The organism is Salisaeta longa DSM 21114 (genome assembly GCF_000419585.1).
In the GTDB taxonomy this organism is placed as follows: domain Bacteria; phylum Bacteroidota; class Rhodothermia; order Rhodothermales; family Salinibacteraceae; genus Salisaeta; species Salisaeta longa.
The window spans coordinates 1,131,404-1,149,915 of sequence record NZ_ATTH01000001.1 but is presented as its reverse complement, the minus strand read 5'-3'; the positions used below and the strand labels follow the sequence as shown (position 1 = coordinate 1,149,915).

13 protein-coding genes and 1 tRNA gene are annotated in these 18,512 nt (G+C 61.5%); 4 read left to right on the top strand and 10 right to left on the bottom strand.

What is annotated here, in order from left to right; translation table 11 throughout:
• Positions 1-162: 162 nt before the first annotated feature.
• A complete protein-coding gene (locus tag SALLO_RS0104820; RefSeq protein WP_157621271.1) occupies positions 163-1,647 on the bottom strand; it encodes a hypothetical protein in 1,485 nt (494 codons plus the stop codon).
• A gap of 216 nt (positions 1,648-1,863) precedes the next feature.
• Between SALLO_RS0104820 and proS the strand changes: the two genes are divergently transcribed.
• Positions 1,864-3,336, top strand: coding sequence for a proline--tRNA ligase (gene proS, locus SALLO_RS0104815; protein WP_022835187.1), 1,473 nt, complete (start codon positions 1,864-1,866; stop codon positions 3,334-3,336).
• Positions 3,337-3,388: 52 nt separating this feature from the next.
• Here proS and SALLO_RS0104810 read toward each other — a convergent pair whose 3' ends face one another.
• Both SALLO_RS0104810 and SALLO_RS0104805 read right to left on the bottom strand, forming a co-directional pair.
• Positions 3,389-4,438 (bottom strand): LLM class flavin-dependent oxidoreductase, encoded by a 1,050-nt coding sequence (locus tag SALLO_RS0104810; protein ID WP_028566915.1) that lies wholly within the window; start codon positions 4,436-4,438, stop codon positions 3,389-3,391.
• Positions 4,439-4,467: 29 nt separating this feature from the next.
• Positions 4,468-5,244, bottom strand: a complete 777-nt coding sequence (locus SALLO_RS0104805) for an arylesterase (RefSeq protein WP_028566914.1) — start codon at positions 5,242-5,244, stop codon at positions 4,468-4,470.
• 76 nt (positions 5,245-5,320) lie between these two features.
• Here SALLO_RS0104805 and SALLO_RS0104800 point away from each other — a divergent pair, with 76 nt between their 5' ends.
• A complete protein-coding gene (locus tag SALLO_RS0104800; protein ID WP_022835184.1) occupies positions 5,321-6,013 on the top strand; it encodes an ABC transporter ATP-binding protein in 693 nt (230 codons plus the stop codon).
• A 1-nt stretch (position 6,014) separates the two neighbouring features.
• Here SALLO_RS0104800 and SALLO_RS0104795 read toward each other — a convergent pair whose 3' ends face one another.
• The 6 genes from SALLO_RS0104795 to SALLO_RS17660 form a co-directional block, all read right to left on the bottom strand.
• Positions 6,015-6,977 (bottom strand): homoserine kinase, encoded by a 963-nt coding sequence (locus tag SALLO_RS0104795; RefSeq protein WP_022835183.1) that lies wholly within the window; start codon positions 6,975-6,977, stop codon positions 6,015-6,017.
• Between the two features lie 130 nt (positions 6,978-7,107).
• The gene (locus SALLO_RS0104790; RefSeq protein ID WP_157621268.1) at positions 7,108-8,067 is read right to left on the bottom strand and encodes a hypothetical protein; all 960 of its coding nucleotides are present in this window, start codon (positions 8,065-8,067) and stop codon (positions 7,108-7,110) included.
• 179 nt (positions 8,068-8,246) lie between these two features.
• Positions 8,247-10,046: an AAA family ATPase gene (locus SALLO_RS0104785; RefSeq protein WP_022835181.1), complete on the bottom strand. Its 1,800-nt coding sequence runs from the start codon at positions 10,044-10,046 to the stop codon at positions 8,247-8,249.
• A gap of 262 nt (positions 10,047-10,308) precedes the next feature.
• A complete protein-coding gene (locus SALLO_RS18400; protein ID WP_157621265.1) occupies positions 10,309-10,665 on the bottom strand; it encodes a hypothetical protein in 357 nt (118 codons plus the stop codon).
• Between the two features lie 2 nt (positions 10,666-10,667).
• Positions 10,668-12,524 (bottom strand): dynamin family protein, encoded by a 1,857-nt coding sequence (locus tag SALLO_RS0104780; protein WP_028566912.1) that lies wholly within the window; start codon positions 12,522-12,524, stop codon positions 10,668-10,670.
• Positions 12,525-12,563: 39 nt separating this feature from the next.
• Positions 12,564-16,010 carry a beta-alanine-activating enzyme beta-propeller domain-containing protein gene (locus tag SALLO_RS17660; protein WP_022835179.1) on the bottom strand — a complete coding sequence of 1,149 codons (3,447 nt, stop codon included), beginning with the start codon at positions 16,008-16,010 and terminating at the stop codon, positions 12,564-12,566.
• A gap of 188 nt (positions 16,011-16,198) precedes the next feature.
• On the opposite strand from SALLO_RS17660, the gene SALLO_RS0104770 reads away from it, so the two are divergent.
• A complete protein-coding gene (locus tag SALLO_RS0104770; protein ID WP_022835178.1) occupies positions 16,199-16,519 on the top strand; it encodes a hypothetical protein in 321 nt (106 codons plus the stop codon).
• 180 nt (positions 16,520-16,699) lie between these two features.
• Here SALLO_RS0104770 and SALLO_RS0104765 read toward each other — a convergent pair.
• Positions 16,700-16,772: transfer RNA gene (locus SALLO_RS0104765), tRNA-Lys, on the bottom strand.
• A 180-nt stretch (positions 16,773-16,952) separates the two neighbouring features.
• Between SALLO_RS0104765 and SALLO_RS15285 the strand changes: the two genes are divergently transcribed.
• Positions 16,953-18,251 (top strand): amidohydrolase, encoded by a 1,299-nt coding sequence (locus SALLO_RS15285; RefSeq protein ID WP_022835177.1) that lies wholly within the window; start codon positions 16,953-16,955, stop codon positions 18,249-18,251.
• Positions 18,252-18,512 lie beyond the last annotated feature (261 nt).

Genomic DNA, 18,512 nt, shown 5'->3' with positions numbered 1-18,512 from the left:
TTCACAAAGCGCCAGTGGATAGCCATGAACGCCGCCAGTGGTGGAGGGTTCACGCCAGCACCACATAGCAGCGCCCCGGTCAAAGCCAAACGGCCGACCGGGGCGCGCGGGTTGCACGGACGTTGTTGTTAGGCGTGCATTGTTGTTGGGCGCGCATTCGCGCTAGCCGTCATCGCGGCCGGTGCGCCCGCGTGAGGACGTATCGCGTCGGCTGCCGCCGCGCGAGGCGTTATTGTCATCACGCTGTACGGTGCGCCGTCCGCTGCTGCGTGATGACCGCTGCGAAGAGCGGTTGCGAGAGTAATCGTAATCGCGTCCAGACGAGCGCCGCGCGCGATCTGTTCGTGCGCTTCGGGAGCCGTCATAGCCGCGGTAGCGGCCGTTGGCGTGCCGGAAGAAGGAGGGGCGTCGCCGCTCATAGCGATCGTAATGCCTCCGGTCGTACTGCCGGTAGTAGTAGCGCTCGGCCGCGTCGACGGAGTTGAAGTCCGGAACGCGTACCTGGACTCGTGAGAAGTCGATGGTACGCTCGCGGTCGGGCAAGCGAATCGTGCGCGTGTCGTCGTCGGAGCGGTGGCCGGTGTCGCCGGCGGCCCCGCGCCCGGTGCGGTCGCGGCCCGTGCGCGGATCATCATTGGTGGGCGGCTGCGGACGCGGGCGCTCCAGGGGCTTGCGGCGGGCAGGCGCTTCGCCCCGGCCCGTACGCGGCGCAGTGCCCCGGCCGGTGCGTGGATTGTCGTTGTCGTCGCGTCGGCCTACGGGAGACCGCTGCGGCACGTCGCGGCGCGCCGGCGCACGGCCCACGCGGCCCCGATTATCGTCTCCATCGCGGCGCCCACTATCCATGCGGCGGTCAATGTCGCGGTCTGCAATCGGTCGGCGCACCGGGTCGTCGGTCGCCCGGCGCCCGTCCAAGTTCTGGCGCCCAATGTCCGTGCGCGGCTGATACGTCCGATCGTCGTAGGAGCGGCGGGCATAGTAGCGCGTCCGGTACCGATCGCTATACGGCGCGTAGTAGCCTCCATAGTAGGAGTCGTAATAGTTGCCGTAGTAGCCGTCATAGAACCCATCGTAGTAGCCATCGGCATACCCAATGCCGTACAGGCCCCGGTCGTAGTACCAGGGCGAGCTGTATCCATACGCAAAGCCAAACGAGAAGGGGCGTGTGTAGAGGCTTATGCCGTAGCGCACGTTCCAAAAGTTATGAACGCGGGCATCGTGAAACGCCATGTAGAACGTGGAGCGCGGAACGTACGGATCCCAGTACGGATCGACAAACCACGGGTCTCCAAACCACGCGTAGAAGAACTCCGAGTCGGCGTAGTAGTAGCGGCCCAGGAAGCGGATCTGTTCGCGATACTCCGCCTCCGAGATTGCACCCATCGATCGGCTAAAGTACACGTCGTAGGCATCCGTGGCCGGGTCGCCGGTGACGAGCGGGTCGGTCATCGGAGCAGATTGACGCGGGCGCTGGTTGTTGCGATCGGTGGCCCCCCTATCACCGCTCGGAGGCACGGCGCTGCGGTCGCTGTATGTAGGCGACGACGGCGCCCGATCCACGCTCGACAGCTGCGTGTAGCATCCGGTAAGCGCTACAGAAACGACAAGGAACGCGACAACACGTAGGTACTGCGGCATGGACGTCATGGCTTGCCCCGGGTCTATTAATTTATTCTTTGCAGCTATAACAGGCTGCTTCGCTAAATGTTCGGAAAGAACATCGGCCACCGCGAGTGGCGAGCGCGTGCCCGTTGCAATCGTAGCTGCAGCGCCCCTATACTTTGGGGTGGCTCACGTCTTTAGCCGAAAGAAGTCGGCAAAGCGTAACATTCTCCGTTCTCATGACCCACCTTGTTCAAACGCATGGCCAACGCCGTAACCCCCCGCGCCGATGACTACTCGCAATGGTACAACGACGTCGTTCGTAAAGGAAAGCTAGCGGACAACTCGCCTGCGCGCGGCTGCATGATTATTCGTCCCAACGGCATGGCGCTGTGGGAAAACATGCGAGATGCGCTCGACGGTATGTTTAAAGACACGGGCCACGAAAACTTCTACTTCCCAATCTTTATCCCCGAGCGCTTCATGGCGCGCGAAGCGGAGCACGTGGAAGGCTTTGCCAAGGAGTGCGCGGTGGTCACTCACTCGCGGCTCACCACCGATGACGACGGCAATCTGATCCCCGATCCGGCGTCGAAGCTCGGCGAAAACTATATCGTGCGCCCTACCTCCGAGACGATCATTTGGGACACGTACGGCGACTGGATTCAGTCGTACCGCGACCTGCCGCTCCTGTACAACCAGTGGGCCAACGTGGTGCGGTGGGAGATGCGTCCGCGTCTGTTCTTGCGCACGGCCGAGTTTCTCTGGCAGGAGGGCCACACCGCGCACGCCACCCGCGAGGAGGCGGTGGAAGAGGCCGAACGCATGCTCGATGTGTATGCCACGTTTGCCGAAGAGTACATGGCGATGCCGGTGATCCGCGGGCACAAGACGGAGAGCGAGCGCTTTCCTGGGGCCGTGGATACGCTGTGCATCGAGGCGCTCATGCAAGACGGCAAGGCGCTGCAGGCCGGCACCAGTCACTTCCTGGGGCAAAACTTTGCCAGGGCGTTCGACTGCACGTTCACCAACGAAAACAACGAGCAGGAATATGTGTGGGCCACGTCGTGGGGCGTCTCTACCCGGCTGATCGGCGGGCTCATCATGACGCACTCCGACGACCAGGGCCTCGTGCTACCGCCGAAGCTTGCGCCGCGTCAAGTCGTGATCGTGCCTATCTACTTCAACGACGCGCAGCGCGCGAAGGTGCTGGAGGCTTGTGAGCGCATCGAGCAGGAGCTCTCCGACGCGGGCATTTCCGTAAAGCTGGATGCCAGCGATGCCCAGAAGCCGGGGTGGAAGTTTGCCGAATACGAGCTGCAGGGCGTGCCGGTGCGGCTAGGAATTGGGCCGCGCGACCTGGAAAACAACAACGTGGAGCTGGCCCGCCGCGATACGCGCACGAAAGACATTGTGCCGCAGGACGGCCTGGCGCAGCGCATCAAGGATCTCCTGGAGACGATCCAGGACGATCTGCTGGCCGACGCGCGGGAGCGGCAGGCGGAGCAGACGACGACCGTGGACGACTACGAGACGTTCCAGGCGGTTATTGAAGACGAGGGCGGTTTTGTGTGGGCGCCGTGGGATGGCACGCCCGAAACCGAGGCCCGCATTCAGGACGAGACGGGGGCGACCATTCGCTGCATCCCGTTCGACCGTGATGAGACGCCGGGCACCGACATGGTCACGGGCAAGCCATCCGAGGGCCGCGTGCTGTTTGCGAAGGCCTACTAACGCCCAGCAGGTGTGCGATTTCATCATGCCGCAGGCCCTAAGCGGGCGCCCGTTAACTGGCGGGCGCCGCCTGCTGGAGCCGCGGGATGACGTCGCGCCCGATGCGCTGCACCTCTTCCAGCATGGGGCTGCACTGCACCAGCACCAAATCGAGGCCCACGTCGGCATACGCGCGGAGCTTTTCTTCGATTTGCGCCGGCGTGCCTACCAGGTCCGGGCGCAGCCCGCGATTGGACACCGAGTAATCTTTGAGGTCGACCGCGCTGTCGAGCTCCGAGTTGGCGATGAACTCCTCGTAGCTGTCGTAGCCTTCGGCGGCCGGGTCGATGGTGGTGATGCGCTCCACCTCGGCGCGGGCGTCGGCCTCGGTGTCGCGGCAAATCATGTAGGCCGCCATGCCAAAGCGCATGTCGTCCGGATCGTGGCCCGCGTCGGCCCGGCGGGCGCGCATGTCTTCGATGGCGGCGGCAATCTTCTCCACCGAGCCGCCGTGCATGAGGTAGTGGTCGCAGTTTTGGGCAATCATAGTGCGCCCCTTTTCCGACCCGCCGCCCGCGTAAATCGGCGGGCCTCCGGTTTGCACGGGCTTCGGCTCCAGCACCAGCCCCTCCGTCGTATAAAACTCGCCGTCAAGGGAGAAGCCGTCGCGGGTCCAGCCGCCTTTCATGATCTCCAGAAACTCGGATGACCGCTGATAGCGCGTGTCGTGGCCCAGCCACTGTCCGGCGTACATCTTCATCTCCTCCTCCCACCAGCCCGAGACGAGGTTGATTTCGAAGCGGCCGCCGGACATCCGGTCGATATTGGCGGCCATCTTGGCGACCACGGCCGGTTGGCGAAAGCCGGGCCGCAGCGCCGCCATGATGCGGATGCGTTGGGTTAGGGGGGCGAGCGCAGCCGCGGTGGTCCAGCACTCCAGGCTCGGCGCGTCGATCCCCTTGATGTCGTTCAGGTTCAGCTCGGCGATGAGCATGGTCGAGAAGCCCGCCGCGTCGGCAGCTTCGGCCACCCGGCGGTTGTAGGCGAAGGTCGGCTCCATGGCTTCGTCGGGGACGTTGCGGAGCCAGCCGCCAAAGATGGGAAGCCAGATGCCAAGATCAATCATGGACAAGAAAGAAGCAGATCAGAAGGTTAGGCAGGGGTGGGTTGGGCACGCAGCTCTTGCAGCACGGGGCGCAGGTAGGGCCACACGGTGTTGGCAATGCGGCGGTGCCCGGCCGCGTTGGGGTGGATGCCATCCGGCTGCATGTAGGCATCGACGCCGCCCACGCCTTTCAGGATGAACGGAATGAGCGTGACGCCCTTTCGAGAGGCGGCTACCTCGGGGTAAAGCGCCTTAAAGCGCTGCGTGTAGGAGGGGCCCAGGTTCGGCGGAATTTGCATGCCGGCCAGGAGGACGCGCGCGTCGGGGTAGGCCGCGCGGGTGGTGTCGATGATGGCCCGCAAGTTTTCCTTCGTGCTTGTTAGGTCAACCCCGCGGAGGCCGTCGTTGCCGCCCAGCTCCAGGAGAAGCACGTCCACAGGTTTTTTCAGCAGCCACCCGATGCGCCGCAGCCCGCCGGCGGTGGTTTCGCCGCTGAGGCCCGCGTTCCGAATCGTGACGTCCCAGCCCAGCGAGTCGACGCGCTGCTGCAGGCGTGCCGGAAAGGACTGCTCGGAGGGGCGCGGAAGGCCGTAGCCGGCAGCGATGCTGTTGCCTAGCACCAGCACCTGCAGGGCGCTGCTGTCGGCCGGCGGGCGCGGCTGTTGCACAGGGGATGACGCGGCGGTGCTAGGCGACGATGGAGCGCCCTCCGTTGCGCGTGTCGTTGTGTCGTTAGTCGACGACGGATTGGAACGATCCAGTCCGCAGCCCGCGAGGGCAAGAACCGTAACCGCAATACACAGGTATAGGGCGCGTGGAATCATAGACACCGGCTGCTTGAGCAAAACGCACAGAGGAGCCCAACCGCTGATTGTTTTCCGAAGTTTCCCCATACGCGGCATGGCCGAGTCCCCCGTCCTTCACGTAGCGCATCTCACGAAATCGTTTCAGAGTGCCGGGCGCACGCTCACGGTGCTTGATGATGTAACCTTCGATGTGGCCGCGGGCGAGACGTGCGCCATCGTGGGGCCATCGGGCAGCGGAAAGACAACCCTGCTGGGATTGTGCGCGGGCCTCGATGCGCCCACCGCGGGGCGCGTGGCCATCAACGGCATCGACCTGGGACCGCTGGATGAGGACGAGCGGGCGGCGGTGCGCAACGAGCACGTGGGGTTTGTCTTCCAAACGTTTCGGCTGTTGCCCACGCTTACCGCCCTGGAGAACGTGATGGTGCCGGCCGAGCTGCGCGGTACCACGGGCATCAAGGCGCGGGCCACGGAGCTGCTCGATCAGGTAGGTTTGGGCGACCGGCTCGATCACTACCCCAGCCAGCTGTCGGGCGGCGAGCGTCAGCGGGTGTCGATGGCGCGGGCGTTCATCAACGAACCTCGGCTTCTCTTTGCCGACGAGCCCACCGGCAACCTCGACGTGGAGACCGCCGAGACGATTGAGGGGTTGCTGTTCGACCTAAACCGGAACGCAGGCACCACGCTCGTGCTGGTGACGCACAACCTCGACCTCGCCGCCCGCACGCAGCGCACGCTCAAGCTGCGCGGCGGAACGTTGGTCTCCAACGAGGCCCTGGCTGCATAGATCAATCGGCAGGCGACGCGACGCAGCGCACGCCGGGCCCGTCCACCGCTGAGGTCCACGTCGACACCGCGTAGCCTGCGGCCGTCATGGCACCTTGCAACGCCGCAGCAACATCCGCGGCCGCCGCGGCCGGGCACCACATAAACATCGTGGGGCCCGCTCCAGCAAACGACCCGCCCAGCGCGCCCGCCTGTAGCGCCGCCTGCTTGATGGCGGCAAATCCGGGGAGCAGGCGCTCCCGGTGCGGTTCGGCGAGCCCGTCGCGCAGTGCGCGGCCCACGAGCGGTAGATCGTTGGTGTAGCAGCCCGCCACAAGGCCGCCCAGGTCGGCCATTTGTTGCGTCGCCGTGCGAATGGGCACGGTAGGCGGCACGCAGGCGCGGGCATCGCGGGTGTTAATGGTTAGGGTGGGATGGGCCACCACGCAGCTCAGCCCGTCGGGCACCGGCAAGCGCAGCACATCAGGACGCTCCATGTCGCGCGTCAAGACGAGGCCGCCGTAGAGCGCCGGCGCCACGTTGTCCGGGTGCCAGTCGCCGCTCGCCACCGCTTCGCCGGCCAGGGCGTAGCGAAACGCCTCGTCGCGAGACAGCGGCGGATCGAGGAGCGCGCCCGCAGCCCAGACCCCCGCCACCGCCGAGGCCGCCGACCCGCCCAGGCCGGCACTCAGGGGAATGCCTTTATCGATGGAGACGGCGAGCCCGTGCGGCAGGTCGCGGGCCGCGCAGAGATCAAGCAAGCCTGCCGTCGCCGTGTTGTGTGCTGGATCGGTGGGCAGGCCCGTGGCGCCGGTAATAGCCTCGATGCGCACGCCGGGGCGCTCCGTGCGCCGGACGGTCACGCGGTCGTGCACGCCAATGGCGAGCACCTGCCCCAACACATCGTAGCCCACCGCCACATTGCCGATGGACGCCGGCGCGGCGGCGGTGGCTTGCAGCGGACGGGTGGGAGCACGAGCGGGCATCGGGGCGGGGGCGGTGGGGCAGGCAGACGAAAGCATAAATGCCCACCCGACAGTCCGGCCGACGTTCCGCTAAGACTACTGTTTCAAAAACCTTGTGGATGAGGCGTCTATGACATCCATCTGCCGGTTTTTAAGACGATGAGGCGACCGTATCCAACAGCCGATTGATTCCAAATCCACTACCCAAGAGCAACGGCTGGTCTCGGTCGGCCCGCGGATATTGGGGCGGATCACTGCTGATGGCTGCAAGACGCTCCAGTCGCCGCTGGGCTTTCGAACCGTTTACGCTTAAGGGCAGATGGTGGAGGAACGTTTCTTTGTTGAGGGTTCCGTTTCGAAAAAATGCAAAGGAGTCGTTGCTAGAAAACAGCGCATAGTTGGTGATGATGAATCGATCCTTGTGTCCGGTTCCGTGCTCATACCCTGATACGGTCACTTTTGCGTCGAGCTGCGGGCGGGCGGTGTGGAGATGGTGTTCGATGCGGTCGTAGATCTCATTGGGACTGATGCTCTTTTGCTCATACGCAGTCCACAAGTCGGTGATGAGCGTAATATGAACAGGATCGCTAATTTGCTCGGGCAAGAGGGCCAGCAGTAGCGCCCCAAGGTTCTCTTCGAACGTGTCGTCGGTAAACTGGCTGTAAGCGTATTTGTCGGCTACAACCAGTGCATTCAGCGGGCACCCGTGCTGCTGAAGGTGGGCCCATTGGAAGCGGTTGTTAGCTTCTGGCCCAACATCGATGTTGTGATGCTGGAACAGCCGGAGCCAGTTTTGTCCCAGATCATCGTACCGAAGAAACAAGAGCCCCGTTTGCTCGCGGAGATCTTCCACAGGAATCTCTTGGTTTTCGAACAGAAAGAGCGTGTATGGATCATCCACAGGAAGATTCGCAGGATCGGTAAATGTTTGCGTCACTCCAGGGCGTGCCTCGACGTGCCGCACCTGCCCGGTTTGAAATAAAAACCCCTGAAGGGGCGGGCGGCGCTGTAAGGTCTCTTGATCGACATCCACAACGAGCCGCGCGTTGCGCTGAAGAAAGCGAAACACGCTCTGCCAGACCTCCGGCTCGTCATCGAGCGGATCGGCCATGGGCTCGGGTTTGTTTTGCATCAGCTTCTCGATGAATGGGAGATCGACATACGCAGTTAGAAAGCGAGAGGGACGCATGTGCACGGATAGAAGTGGTGAATGGCCAGTGAACGATGCACGTCTGTAGACAATGCGGGCTGTTTGCGTTTGATGTCTTGAGGCAAAAAGCCGAGAGGCGTTTAGTTTTCTTGTCCGTACTTGAAAAGATCCATCATCAAGTCGGTGGCTTTGTCGAAAAAGCCCGGTCCCAACGGCTGACTTAGTTGCCCGTGGGTATCGATGGTAATCTCTTTAATCTTCGGTGTTTCTTCAATGTTATCGGTTTCTCCATCTTGTTCGCCGCGAAGGTAGAGAATGCCTGTGTGCTCGGGCGGGCACGCGCCGCGTGCCACAAGGTATTGGAGGCGGCGTGTCAGGTACTCACTGTGGGTTTCGACGACGACCTGAATGCCGCGGTCTACCATTTCGACGAAGAAGTCTGCGAGCTGCGCCTGCAAGTTGGGATGGAGGTTGGCTTCAGGTTCCTCGACAATGACGAGCGACGCCTGTTGAGTCGCAAAATTGATGATGAGGGGCAAAAGCTGTGCTGATCCAGCGCCAAGGTCTGCAAGATAACGCTTTTCGCCGTCGCGTATGACGTATGCTTCATACAAATCGGGGCCAACGGTATCGACGTGAAAAGACGAGCCAAGCTCGAAAGCTGCAAGCCACTTGTCGATGTATTCCGCTTTCGCATCGCCTTCCATTTCCTCTGCCTTGATCTCAAACGTTTGGAAGCGTTGCAGTAGTGGCGTTAGGGCATCGTTGGGGCCGTAAAATCGCTTCGGGCGGCCCCTATAGGTGGGAATATGCAGCGCATTCAAGGTCAGTCCCAAATCAATTTGCTCGATCAGCGGACCGATAACTTCCTCAAAGGCGCTCGCCCATGCGTCACGATGATGAGGCGAGACCCAATCAGGCACTTCATTGCGATCGATAACCTTCGCTACCGTGTCGTCGCCAATGTAGGGGAGAATAGAACGCACCGGGAAGGCACGGCGGCCGCGTGCGGGAACGTAAAAAGGAGCTGGAATACTCGAAGGACGTTCGCAAACGCCTTGTATTTCGTCGCTTGAGAAGCGCGCAGAGCCTTCTGGTTTGATGATCGAGCAATGATTGAGAACCGCCAAGGCCATTTCAAAAAGTGCAGGCTCAATCTCCCAGGTGGTGGTGCGGTCCTTGTGATGATAATGGTTTCGTAGAATGTTGGGCGCCGCTGCACCATGGGCTTTTCGTGCCATGGTCCGGTTTAGCCCGGGCGGTTTCATGCCCTCTCGAATAAACCCTTCGCCCTGATCGACGCCAAAGCTTACGGTAGCAAACGTAGGGGGCGGCGGAAAATGTTCGGAAAGGTCGGACATGGCTTCGGCAGATTCACGGTCGCTCGGAGCCTCTGGATCTGTCGTAGCGCTGCGGTCAGCCCGAGAGTTGCCGGTAGGCTTCGTGGGAGGAGGATTGGGGTCGGTCAACGCATGAGTTTCGCGAAAGACGCGCTGTGATGCTGAAGCCTCAGGCGGGTGCAAAGAAATGGTTCGATGCTTCAAAAAGGCGCGTTCCTCAACGTTCTCAAACCGTGAACGCACCTGAACATCATCGGACAACGCAAAACTGAAGTAACGGTCTGTTTCGCCACGTCCATCGCAATATTGAAGATCGTCCAGCGATGCCCTCACGAAAGCCTTGAGGCCAACCTCCAGCGCCGCATCGGGATCGTTTAAAAGCTCAGGGAACGTCCGCAGGCGGTGGTCGCCCGAGCCAAAGTTAAGGCTGTACAGAAGACGGCCCTCATGTGCCTCGTCGGTATCGAGAAGGCGGAACAGGTCGATGATGGTGCTCTTGCCCGAATTGTTCGGTCCAGTCACCACCGTGAGCCGATGAAGCGGCACCGTTGTGGCTGTGCGAAAGATCTTGAAGTTCTTGCAGTAGAGCTCTTGAATCATGAGCACCCTCGTAGCGGAGATGAGAACAGAATGTATGCGTAAATCTCAACAGATAACGTACGCCTTAACCGTGCGACCTGCAACCTGTGTTCGTGTGGATGGCTGTCGTATCGAAGGCATCGATGCCGGCGATTTTCAGTCTCCAGCTACAGGTCCGTTCGTGTTATAACTTAACATTGAATCGATCCCCAATCGACAGCGCGGTGCTGGCTCCGAGAAATCGAGTTTTCAGACGCCGCTTAGTGTTGCGAGTGTGAGTTGGTCAGAGAATACTCTTTGCGGTTTGTACATCGGTCGCATTTAGATATCCTTCATATTGCAATTGATGCAATCCTTGCATGATTGCTTCATCATCGTCGTTAGATTTCTCTGCAAAGTTCGCAAGGGCTCGCTGCTTGCTTCGCTTTATTTGTTTCTCTGAAAGTACACCATTTTCCCGCATTTCTTTGAGGTTTTGAAGCACCTCTCGAAGCTGTTCGATGCTCGGAAGAACAGCAGGCGATTGGTCGCTGCGTGAAAACGTTGGCGAGCTTTGCGTTCTGCCAGCCGAACTGCCAATGTGATCTTCAGACGCAGATGTACTGAGCGATGCGTCTTGATATGTCTTGAAAATATTCAATCTTATGCTGCCATCGCCTCAATTTCCTCCATTAGACGTTTGTATCGCGACTGCAGGGCTGCGGCCTGTTCGTCCTGCTCGGCCAGCGTGTCGCGGAGGGCCTGCTGATCGGCGGCGGTTTGCTGGAGGTCCTCGCGGATCTGGCGGATCAACTGCCGCTGCTGGGCCATGCTTTGGTCGATGGGCGCGAGAATCGTTTCCTTTGCCGATGCCACAATGCCCTGGCTCACCGAGTCGGTCGTGGAGCGCAGCCGGTCGACGAACGCATCCAGGGCGTTGAGGGCCTGCCGGTTGCTGGCAATCGTGCCGGCGTCGATGTAACGCGAGTCGGGTTCTGATCGCCCGCCGTCGCTGAGCAGCGCCGCGGCTCCGGCTCCGATGAGGAGGCCAATGCCGCCGGTGAGAATTCCTGCGCCGATGGCTCCGAGCACGCCCCCGGTTGCTCCCGCGATGCCTGCGAGTGCGCCCAGTCCGCCCCCGACGGCGGCTCCGGCGCGGCGATCTTCCAGTTCTTGTCGCGTCGGCCCACGCCGCGTCTGTTCCACCTGGAGCGTTTGTGCGCGGTTGGCGGCTTCGCGGCTCAGGTTCTGCAGCACGTCGCGCACCTCGCCTGCCAGTTCGGCGGAGGTGGCGTCGTAGGTATCCAGCAAGTCCTCAAAAGCGTTCTCCGTGGCGTCGCGCAGGGCCGAAACGCTGTCGCGCTGAAACCGCAGCGCCCGTTCGCGCAGGGCCGATGTGCTTGCTTCGTTGGCAATGGCCGACTTCAGCGAGCCGTTCAGGTAGTCGGCGCGCTCGCGGATGACGCCGTTGAGCCGCCGGGCAATCTGCTTCTGGCGCGTGCCCAGTTCGGCTTCGAGGTCGTTGCGCTTCTGCTGCAAGGCGTCCAACTGACTCTGGGCCGTTTGGAGGCGCTGTTCCACCACGCCTTTCTCTTCATCCAGCGCCGCCCGACGCTGCTGGATGGTGTCTTGAATGTGCCCAAGGTGCCGCTGGCCTTTCTGAACTTTGGTTTGAAGGAGCATGCCGCCGCGTCCTTTGGCCAGAAACTCCAGCAGTCCCTCCTCGAACGCGGGCAGACCGGTGCCTTTCAGATCCGCCGTGCGGCCCGACTGCTTTGCTTGGAGCGCGGGCTTGGCGGCCACGGGGTAGATGGTGGGGTTGGGCACGTGCTCTGCCAGCATCGACTCGATCCGCCGCAGCGCGTCTTCGCGGTCCGACGCGGGCACGTCGTCGATCTTGTTCACCACAAAGATCAGGTTGGCGATGCTGCGTTCCAGGATCTTGGTGTCCAGAAACTCGACCTCCGAGGCCGAGAGCGGCTGCATGGGGTCGAGCAGCATGATGACCGCATCGGCTTCCGCAAGGTACGAGTACGTGATGTCCTCGCGCCAGTGGTCGGGGTCGTTCACGCCGGGCGTGTCGACCAGCACGATGCCGTTGCCGGTAAACGGGTTGGGGTACCACACGCGCGTGACCTCGATGTCTTGCACGTCTTTGTTGGAACGCGACACGACGGCTTTGAGGGCCTTCGCTGGAGCGGTGTCCGAGAGGTCCATTTCATCGGACGCCCCGTCGCGGTAGAGCACCTCGGCCCGTGGCGTCTCGCCGTGGTCGAGCACGGTGACGCCCGCTGTGCAGATCATGGCACGGGAGGGGAAGACCGTCTCGCCCATGAGCGCGTTCAGGAAGGTGGACTTCCCCCGGTTGATTTCCCCAACGACGGCGACGCTGAGCTCTCCGTGACGGAGTTGCTCCTGAAGGGCTTCAACCGATTTTGTGGAAACGCCAGCCGACTCGGCAAAAGCGTGGTGGTCAGTGAGGAGGGACTGAAGGGTGGTACGGTATGTTGTGAGTTGCATACAGATAAAGCAACTGATTCAAAAAACACGAAAAAATAGTTAGGGCCCACCGAGCGCGTACACCGAGCCGTCGTTGCACTCGACAAACACGGTTCCCCCGGCGACTGCAGGCGACGAAAAGACCCAACTCCCTATCTCATATCGCCACTGCAGTTCGCCCGTGGGCGCCTCCAGGGCGTACACCGAGCCGTCATCACTCCCGACGAACACGGTTCCCCCGGCGACTGCAGGCGACGAACGGACCCAACTCCCTGTCTCATATCGCCACTGCAGTTCCCCCGTGAGCGCCTCCAGGGCGTACACTGAGCCGTCATTGCACCCGACGAACACGGTTCCCCCGGCGACTGCAGGCGACGAAAAGACCGAATCCTCTGTCTCATACCGCCACCGCAGTTCCCCCGTGAGCGCCTCCAGGGCGTACACTGAGCCGTCATTGCACCCGACGAACATGGTTTCCCCGGCGACTGCAGGCGACGAACGGACCCAACTCCCTGTCTCATATCGCCACTGCAGTTCCCCCGTTCGTGCCTCCAGGGCGTACACCGAGCCGTCGTCACTTCCGACGAACACGGTTCCCCCAGCGACTGCAGGCGACGAAAAGACCGAATCCTCTGTCTCATATCGCCACTGCAGTTCCCCCGTGAGCGCCTCCAGGGCGTACACTGAGCCGTCATTGCACCCGACGAACACGGTTCCCCCGGCGACTGCAGGCGACGAAAAGACCGAATCCTCTGTCTCATACCGCCACCGCAGTTCCCCCGTGAGCGCCTCCAGGGCGTACACTGAGCCGTCATTGCACCCGACGAACATGGTTTCCCCGGCGACTGCAGGCGACGAACGGACCCAACTCCCTGTCTCATATCGCCACTGCAGTTCCCCCGTTCGTGCCTCCAGGGCGTACACCGAGCCGTCGTCACTTCCGACGAACACGGTTCCCCCAGCGACTGCAGGCGACGAACGGACCTTGTCCTCTGTCTCATATCGCCATTGTATGTAGGGAGACGCAGCCAGCGTATTTAAACAATATTCATCAGTATACCCTGTCCTATTTCTAAATGAGTGTACGCCCGCGTAGATTAGTGAGTCGAGATCGGTAAGCTCCTGCCATGTCTTCGCCTGTTTATCCAGGGCTATGCTTTGGTGGTAGTGATTCGCCGCTTCAGCAAGATTTCCTTGCTCCCGGGCACGGTCTCCACGTTCAATATGGCGCTTTGCAGACCAGGCGTGTTTGATATCCAGCCCGTTGAGTGAATATATTGCGATGCCGAGCAAAACCAGCGCGATGGCAAGAGGCTCAAAAGGAGCCAATATGAGCCCTATGGCGCTCGGCACCGTGCCCGCGTAAAATACCACGGACATAGCTTTCCTATTCGCAAGGTGTGCTCCCCGTGCATCAAGCAGGCCGTCCTCAATATGGTCGCTGAAGGAATCAAGAGCATCATGGATTGCATGGATCCTCCAGAACGGCGTCCAGAAGGAGATATCGGCTTCCATCAGGTGATGAATGGTTTCCTCCACGGCCGGATGGTCCGGGTGCTGCTGCGCCAGATCCGGCGGTACGCGTCCCGCGTCGTCTACGTGAATCGCGTCAACGGCGGCCTTCCGCTCTTGAACCGCCTCCAAAATCGCTTCACTGCGGCGTGCCGAGGCATAAGCCCCCAGTGCGTGTAGCCGTGTCGCCAGCGCAAGCTTCTGATTGATCGTCAGCGCCGGGGCCGTGGCCGTGATTTCAGGCGATTCGAGAAGGGTCTGCTTCCCATAGAGCGAGCGGTACAGCGGTAGGATCGCATCAATCTGCTCGGCAATCTCTTGCCCACGCTCGGGAGAGATGCGCTTTTTCGTGAGGTCCCCTGCGGCGGCGGTCGCATCCTGAACCGCCTTTCGGTAGGCACGCTCCGTGTCTGCTTGTTCGGTCACCGTCTGCACGAGCGCATCGGTCTTGTCCCCAAACGGCGTGTAAGGTGCGACATACTGAAGAGCCGCCAGGTGCTGTTCGGCGTCAATGTAGCGATCGGCCTCAAGGCACGCCTCGATGTCTGCTTTCACCTCTTTCCATTCACGTGTTGCCCAGGCGTCGCGTTCGTCTTTCTGCTTCGCGACATAGGAACGGACCGACTCCGCCTTTTTTGCCGATAGTTCGGCTGGTTCAATGAGTGTGGGTAGCTTCTCAGAAATTTTTGCTGCATCAATCCACGCCTCGTTGTCTCGGTGCTGCTCCACCTGCGTGCAAAGCCGCGAGATCTCGGCACGCGCCTCATCCCGCCGGTCGATGCGTGCCGCCAGCGCTTCAATCGACGCATCGAGGTCGCCATCGTCCAGGGCCAGGCCCGACTTTTCGGCGCGAATGGCTTTTAACTGCTCCAATGCGGCATCGGGATCGTCTTCCGCACGTGCCATTGCCGCGTTGTATTGCGCGTTGAGCTCGTCTAGTGTATCGACTTGCGAGGAGAGATGCGTCTCGCACCGGCGAATGCCTTCCTCGGCAGGCGTTGGGTCGAGACCAGCGGCCTCTAGGATATCGAGCAGGTCGAAGTAGATGCGGTGGGCGCGGTCGTAGCGATTGTTGCCTTCCAAGGTGCGGGCCTCTGCAAACAAGGCTTTCTCGGGGTTGTCCTTTCGGGACAACAGGAGCTTGCCCCGCTCTTCTTCCGCCATGTGCTCCAGGCGCGTAGTGAGATCTTCAAAAGCCGCCTGCAAGTCAGGCTCGTCATGCGCCTGCGGGTGCAGCGACGCCAACGCAGAGATGCCGATCACCGGCGGCACCACAGCGCCGTCCCAGTGCTGCGGCAGGGCGATATCTTGGATGTACTCGATGAACTCCTCGCGCTCATCGGCCTCCACAAGGTCCATCTTGTTTGGGGCAACAATGCAGCGTTGCACCTGCTTCTGCACCTCGTTCATGAACTCGAACTCGGTGCGCTTGCCGCCGCCCTGCCGTGCGTCCATCAAGAGCAGCGCGATGTCGGCGGTGCGGGCTTCCTGCTCGGTAAAGCCCTGGTGGCGCGTAAACTCGTTGTTGACGCCGGGCGTGTCGACCAGTTCGATGCCCTGTTTGAGCCAATCGAGTGGAATCTCGATGATGACGCGCTCTACCTCGTTCGCACGTTCGCCTTCTTTCGTCCACATGCGAAGGAAGTCCTGAATCGTGCCCTTCTGCTTTTGAAGCGTGTTGAGCGTATCGCGGCGGCCCACGAACCGCGTCCAGAACGGCGGGTCATCTTCAAACAGCACAAGTTGCTCGCCGCCCGTCCGGTCGATGAAAATGTTGAACTCTCGTCCAAAGCGGATGCGTGTGGGGACGGCCGTCGTGGGGTCGACGGCAACGGACAAGATTTCTTCCCCAATGAGCGCGTTGAGCACCGTCGTTTTTCCTGCGCTGAACTCTCCGAAAACAGCTAAGCGTACCGGCGCCGTATGCAGATAGTCCAGGAGCGCATCAGTATCGAGGGTGTCAGAGCGGCGGGGAGATGAGTTGGACGTGGGCATGCAAAGATTTGCTAACTCAGAGAATAGACTTCAGTGTAGAATGTAAAGCACAGAGTAAGGGTTGTCAACTTTTGGAACGTTGTACTTACATCCATGACAAGAATGACCGATCATCGATCAGTTGCTAAACCTACGCAGTTCATGGCTGTGTGTAGTCAAATTCGCTTCAGCCGCTCCCATAATGACCGATGGCATACGCTTTCTCCTTTGGGGCCTCGCCGGCCGTGCGGTCTCTGGGCATTATCGCCGTGGACGTAGGCTTTACGCTGCACACGGGCACAGTGGCTTCGGCTGCCGGTACCCAGCGTATCGCGTTTGCGCCTGAAGGCGAGGGTATCGTCGGGTGGATGGCGCGCTCCTACGCGCTGGTGCGTGCGCTCCTGTTGTGCTGCCGGGCCGTGGGCCTCTCCTACTACGCCGGGTCGGTCCTCTTCTTCGTGATCCTGCTGCCGGTCGTTGCGCTGGGCTGTGGCGCAATAGCCGTCCGCCGCTCCGCGGATGCTCCCTGAGCGCTTTACGGTTGAGGGCAGGGATTGGCAGCCCGGGGTAGAAAAGCCCTCGCTCATCAGGTGTGCCAACAGTGCGGCATCAACCGTTACAACAGAGGAGATCGTGCACGAAGAGAACTGCCGATAGGACAAAGAAAAAGCCCGCTGGGTTGTCATTCAAGACACCTAGCAGGCTTCCTGTAGGCCCGGAGGGGTTCGAACCCCCGACCCGCTGATTAAGAGTCAGCTGCTCTACCAACTGAGCTACGGGCCTTTGTTTGCTTCTGCCGATTGGAATGCCGAGGCCTGAAAATGGTTCGATGGGGCCCAGGCCTTCGCTACTTTTTCGCATCGCTTCCCCCGCTGTCCTTGACAAACTGGCAACGCCGGGAATCAGCCACCCGCGGGATCGGTACCATGGGGTCCGATGGCTTCTCATGCATCTTGTCTCCTCATGCTCGATCACGTTTCGCCGGTTGATGCGGCCCACCTGCCCGACGCCCTCACGGATATCCTGGATGACGAACCGACCTTTGAGCGTCTGCTGCGGGCGCTCCGGCGGCATCTGCACATGCATCCCGAGGTGGGGATGAAGGAGGAGCAGACGTCCGCCTTCATCCGGAAAACGCTGGAGGGGTACGGGCTCGACGTGCAGGGGCCGGTGGCGAGCACGGGCTTGTTTGTTGACATTGTGGGCGCCGAGGACGGGCCGAAGGTGGGCTACCGGGCCGATATCGACGCGCTGCCCGCGCATGATCAGAAGCAGGTGCCGTATCGGTCGCAGGTGCCCAATGCGGCGCACCTGTGCGGGCACGATGCGCACACCACGGTTGCTATTGGCGTAGCGCTTCTGCTGCACGCGCGCCGCGACGAGCTGGCGGGCACCGTGCGGGTCTTCTTTCAGCCCAACGAGGAGGGCTTGCCCAGCGGGGCGCCGCTCATGATCCGCTCGGGCGTGCTGAATGGACTCAGTGCGGTGTACGGCATCCACGTGGAGCCGAAGCTGGACGTGGGCTGCTATGGATTGCGCGTGGGGCCCATCACGGCGGCTTCGGATCGCTTCGACGTGCAGGTGCGGCAAGAGGGCACGGGCCACTCGGCGCGTCCGCACGAAGGGGCCGATACCGTGTGGATCGCTACGCAAATCATGCAACAGTTTTACCAGCTCGTGGGCCGCGTCACCGACGCGCGCAATCCGGCGGTGCTCACGATTTGCAAGATGAACGGCAGCGAGGCGCACAACGTCATTCCCGAGATTGCCACGTTTGGCGGCACGCTGCGAACGGTCGACGCGACGGATCGCGAGATCATTCGGCGGCACATGCGGCAGACGGCGCAAGAGCTCGGGGCGCTCTACGGCGCGCGCGTCGAGCTGCACATCGAGGACGGCGCGCCTGCGGTGGTGAACGATGAGGCGCTGATCGAAAACATCGAGGACACGGTCGATGCGATGTTTGGGGCCGAGGCCATCCACTGGATTCCGGACACGAGCATGGGCGGCGAGGACTTTGCGCACTACCTGAAGCACGTGCCGGGGGCCTTTTTGCGGGTGGGCACGCGCTCGGGCCCCGAGACGCGCTATCCGCTCCACCACCATCACTTCAACATCGACGAGCGGGCCCTCGCGCCCACCGCGCGCTTGATGGCGCAGGTGCTGGCCAATCACACGGCGCATCGCGTCACGGGGGCGGCGGCTGTGTCTGACGGTCGGCCCGGTGCGAAGGCCCATACGCAGCGCGCAGCCCGGGCCTAGCGCTGTCTCCAGCGTGATGCGGTCTTCTTCGGACATGGAGATCGCCACGTCGCTCGCATACGCTCGCTCCTCGCGATGACACATTGGATTTGTTTGTTTTGTGCGTCGAGCGTGCAGTTGCGGATATGAATCCGAGCAGCCACCTGAGCCATTACAAACAGTTTCTCACTTTCTAGCCTACCTTGCAGTTCTTGCAGTGTCATTGCGAAGGACAGGGCGAGGTCCGAAGGTATGTGGCAAATTCCGTAGCTGAGCAATCTC